This is a genomic window from Streptomyces sp. NPDC055078 (genome assembly GCF_053607985.1).
In genome coordinates, this window is sequence record NZ_JBSGUP010000744.1 from 1 (window position 1) to 3,840 (window position 3,840).

Annotated in this window: 3 protein-coding genes; 1 reads left to right on the plus strand and 2 read right to left on the minus strand. The window is 70.7% G+C overall.

What is annotated here, in order from left to right; translation table 11 throughout:
• A partial coding sequence (locus ACWF94_RS35855) for a nucleotidyltransferase domain-containing protein (RefSeq protein ID WP_453498540.1) occupies positions 1-468 on the minus strand: 468 nt, incomplete at its 3' end.
• A gap of 125 nt (positions 469-593) precedes the next feature.
• The gene (locus ACWF94_RS35860) at positions 594-1,958 is read right to left on the minus strand and encodes a cytochrome P450 (RefSeq protein ID WP_453498543.1); all 1,365 of its coding nucleotides are present in this window, start codon (positions 1,956-1,958) and stop codon (positions 594-596) included.
• 457 nt (positions 1,959-2,415) lie between these two features.
• Between ACWF94_RS35860 and ACWF94_RS35865 the strand changes: the two genes are divergently transcribed.
• On the plus strand, positions 2,416-3,840 hold a 1,425-nt coding region (locus ACWF94_RS35865; protein WP_453498546.1), incomplete at its 3' end, for a cytochrome P450.

The following is a 3,840-nucleotide window of genomic DNA, read 5'->3' on the forward strand; positions in this document are numbered from 1 at the left end:
TTCCCGGGTTTCCGCCCGGTGCGGGGTGCGGGTGGGCGGGGGGGGGGCCCCGGGCGCAAACCGCCCCGCGGGGCCCGGGCGGTGCCGCACGACCCCGAACGTATGCAGCTCGCGTCGGGTCACCGGGGTGACGGGCCGGTGGTACAACTCCCGGTGCGCCCAGGCGAGATGTTCGTCCGCGGGGTCGTCAAGCTCCGTGGCCACGAGATAGCCGCAGTGCAGCAGCGGCCCGAACGGCAGCTCACCCAGCAGCCGCCGGTGCGTCCGCGCGAGCTGTTCCTCCACCCCCGGTGCCCGGGGCCCCGCCGACACGGCGAGCAGATCGAGGTCGCTGCGGCCCGGCTGGTAGTCACCCCCGCCCAGCGACCCATGGGCCCAGACGGCGACCGGCCCCAGCAGCCGGCGGATATCGCGGACGAAGTCATCGAGGAACTCTCGGGTGGCGTCGTCGGCCTTCAGTTCGGTCATGGACCACATTCTGCGGCCCGGAGCCGCCTGGGCCGCCCGGGGTGCGGAGTCCTCGGACAGCCCGGCGCGCGCCCCCGTGGTCCGGGACCCGGCGGGGCCGGGCCACAGGGCGCGTCGCCGGCGGCTCAGCTCCGGCGCGGTGCGACCGTCATCGGGATGCGCCGGGGGTGCGGCACCGCCGAGACGACCGCATCGGGCGTGTACCCGGCGGCGGGCACCAGACGCCACTTGGCGAGGACCGTCGCGATGGCGACGGTGGCCTCCGCCAGGAAGAAGGACTCCCCGATGCACTTGTGCTGGCCCGCGCCGAAGGGGATGTACGCCTCGCGCCCCCGCCCGGACGCCGTCTGACGCTCCGGCAGCCACCGGTCCGGGTCGAAGCGGTCGGGGTCCGTGTACAGCCGGCCGTCGCGGTGGACGGCGTAGAGGCTGAACGCGACCTCGGTACCGGCGGGGACCTGGAATCCCGCCAGTTCCACCGGCTCCCTGGTACGTCGCATCAGCAGGGTGACACCGTGCAGCCTGATCGTCTCGTCCAGCACTCGGCGGAGTGTGACGAGCCGGGGCACGTCCGCGATGGTCACCGGCCGGTCGCCGACGACCTCCTCGACCTCGGCGGCCACGCGGTCCGCCACCTCCGGATGCGCGGCCAGCTCATGGAACGCCCAGGCGAGCGTGGCGGCCGTGGTCTCCACCCCGGCGAAGAGGATCGTGCTCAGCTCATCGCGTACCTCAAGGTCGGAGAGCGACTCCCCGCTCTCCGCGTCATGGGCGGCGAGCAGCAGCGACAGCAGATCGTCCTGGTCGGCGTACCCGGAACGGCGGGCCTTCGCGACGACCTCGTCGATGACCCGGCGCAGCGTGGCCGCCGCCGCGTCGAAGTCCCGGTTGGGGCGAATCGGCACCCGGTCGAGGAAACCCGGGGAGGCCGCCCGTATCAGCAGATTCTTCAGGACGACCGGGAGATTCCTGCGTACGGCGTCCACGGCGGGCAGACCGATTCCCGTGGAGAAGAGCGTCGCGGTCAGCGATTCGATCACGAAGGTCGCTGTCGCCTTCTCCACCTCCACCACCTGCCCCGGGGGCCAGGAGTCGGCCAGCTCAAGCGAATGACGGACCATCACCTCGGAATAGGCGGCGATGCGGTCCTTGGAGAACAACGGCTGAATCAGCCTGCGGTGCTTGCGGTGCACCTCACCGTCGGAATTGGCGAGGCCGTTGCCCGCGAGCGGCCGCAGCCGGTCGAAGAACCGCCCCTTTTCAAAGCTGCGCGCCTTTGTCGCCGTGATTTCATAGACCAGTTCCGCCGTTGTGACGACATACATCGGCAAAGTGCCCAGATCGACACGGACCAGATCTCCGCGCCGGGGCAGTGACACCAGGAATCCGAAGGGGTCGCGCCACAGCTTCAGGGCGTGCCCGAGGAGCGGTATCGCTCCGGGAGCGCGCGGAACCGACTGCAATCCGGCCAACTGCAATCCTGCTGTCACGAGGAATCCTTTGCTCGGGACGGTGCGCACGGGAGCATGGGCGCGCCCCGTGTCGGTCTCGTCATCCAGAAGATCCCACCACTTGGGGACTGGTATGCGCGAGTACGCCCCCTTCGCCCGGGACGTCGGGCCGGGTGTCGGCCGACAAGCCGCTGAGCTGCCCGTACGGGTTGAGCGGCCGTCACATCGACTTCGGCGCACCGGTGTCGTACGGGGCAGTGGACCTGCTCCGGACGGGTCGATTCCGGCCGGGGGGCGCGAGAAACCGGACAGTGGACGCCTCGTCAGTCGTGCCCGGTTTGCGGGCATCCGGTGGCGGTCCGGGGGAGGGGATGTCAAGTACTGGGCGGCGGCGGGAAGTTCATCGTGGACTGTGTGACTTTGCGACATCTCCCAGGGATATGCTGCGGGCTCTGCAATCCCACTTCGCTTGTGCGCCGTTGCTTTCGGAGGCTTCGTGACCACCCCTTACTCAGACCCGTCCGGAACCCAGTCCGCGCCCGTCCCACCTCCGGGGTGCCCCGCACACGTCCATGGAGCGGGCGGTGGCCGCCGGCTGTACGGGCCCGAGGCGGAAGGCGACCCGCACACGCTGTACGAGATGCTCCGCGGCGACCACGGCCAGGTCGCACCCGTCCTGCTCCCCGGTGATGTGCCTGCCTGGCTGATTCTGGGCCACCGGGAGAACTTGGAGGCCATGCGTACCCCCTCGCTGTTCTCCTGCGACTCCCGCAACTGGAACGTCCTCAAGGAGGGACGGCTGTCGGCGGACTCCCCGCTGCTCCCGATCACCGCCTGGCAGCCGCTGCTGGTGTTCGCCGACGGCGAGGAGCACGCACGGCTGCGCAGCGCGATCACCGACAGTCTGGCCCTGTTCAACCGCCACGGGGTGCGCCGCCATGTGGTCCGCTACACCCACCAGCTGGTCGACGCCTTCGCCGCCAGGGGGGAGGCGGACCTGGTGTCCGACTTCGCCGAGAAGCTGCCCATGCTGGTGATGACCCGGCTGTTCGGCGTTCCCGAGCGGTACGGAATCCCCCTCGGGGAGGCCGTGCGCGACATGGTCAAGGGCAGCGAGACGGCCCTGCAGAGCAATGAGTTCGTCATGGACACCATGCGTCAGGTGGTGAAGCACAAGAAGGACGAACCGGGCAAGGACTTCGTCAGCTCGCTGCTCGGCCATGAGGCGGCCATGACCGACGACGAGGTCTGCGAGCATCTGCGGCACTCACTGGTGGCCGCGAACGAGAGCACGGTCAACCTGATCGCCAACACCCTGCGCATGGTGCTGACCGACCCGCGCTTCCGCGGAAACCTGTCCGGCGGGCAGATGACCCTGCCGGACGCGCTGGACCAGGTGCTGTGGAACCACCCGCCCCTCGCGGTGGTGCCGACGCGCTGGGCGACGGGCGACACCGTCCTCGGCGGTCAGCAGATACGGGCCGGCGACATGGTGATGCTCGGGCTGGCGGCCGGCAATGTGGACCCGGAGATCCGGCCCGACCTCAACGCGTCGATGCACGGCAACCGCTCGCATCTCTCCTTCGGCGGCGGACCGCACGAATGCCCCGGCATGGACATCGGGCGGGCCATTGTCGACACCGGCATCGACACGCTGCTCGCCCGGCTGTCCGACATCAGGCTCGCGGTCTCCGAGGCCGAACTCCCGGTGTCCGCCTCCTGGATCTCCAGCCGGCTCAGCACACTGCCCGTGATCTTCCCCAAGGGGACGGTCAGGGCCACCGCCGAGCCGGTGGCCCCCGCGGCCGGGCCGACGTCCCCCACCGCGCAGCCCCTGCCGGCCGCCGCGCCGTCCGCCCACGCGGAGCCGGCCCCCGCGCCCGCCCCCACGGCGCCGCGCAGGTCCTGGTGGCAGCGGCTC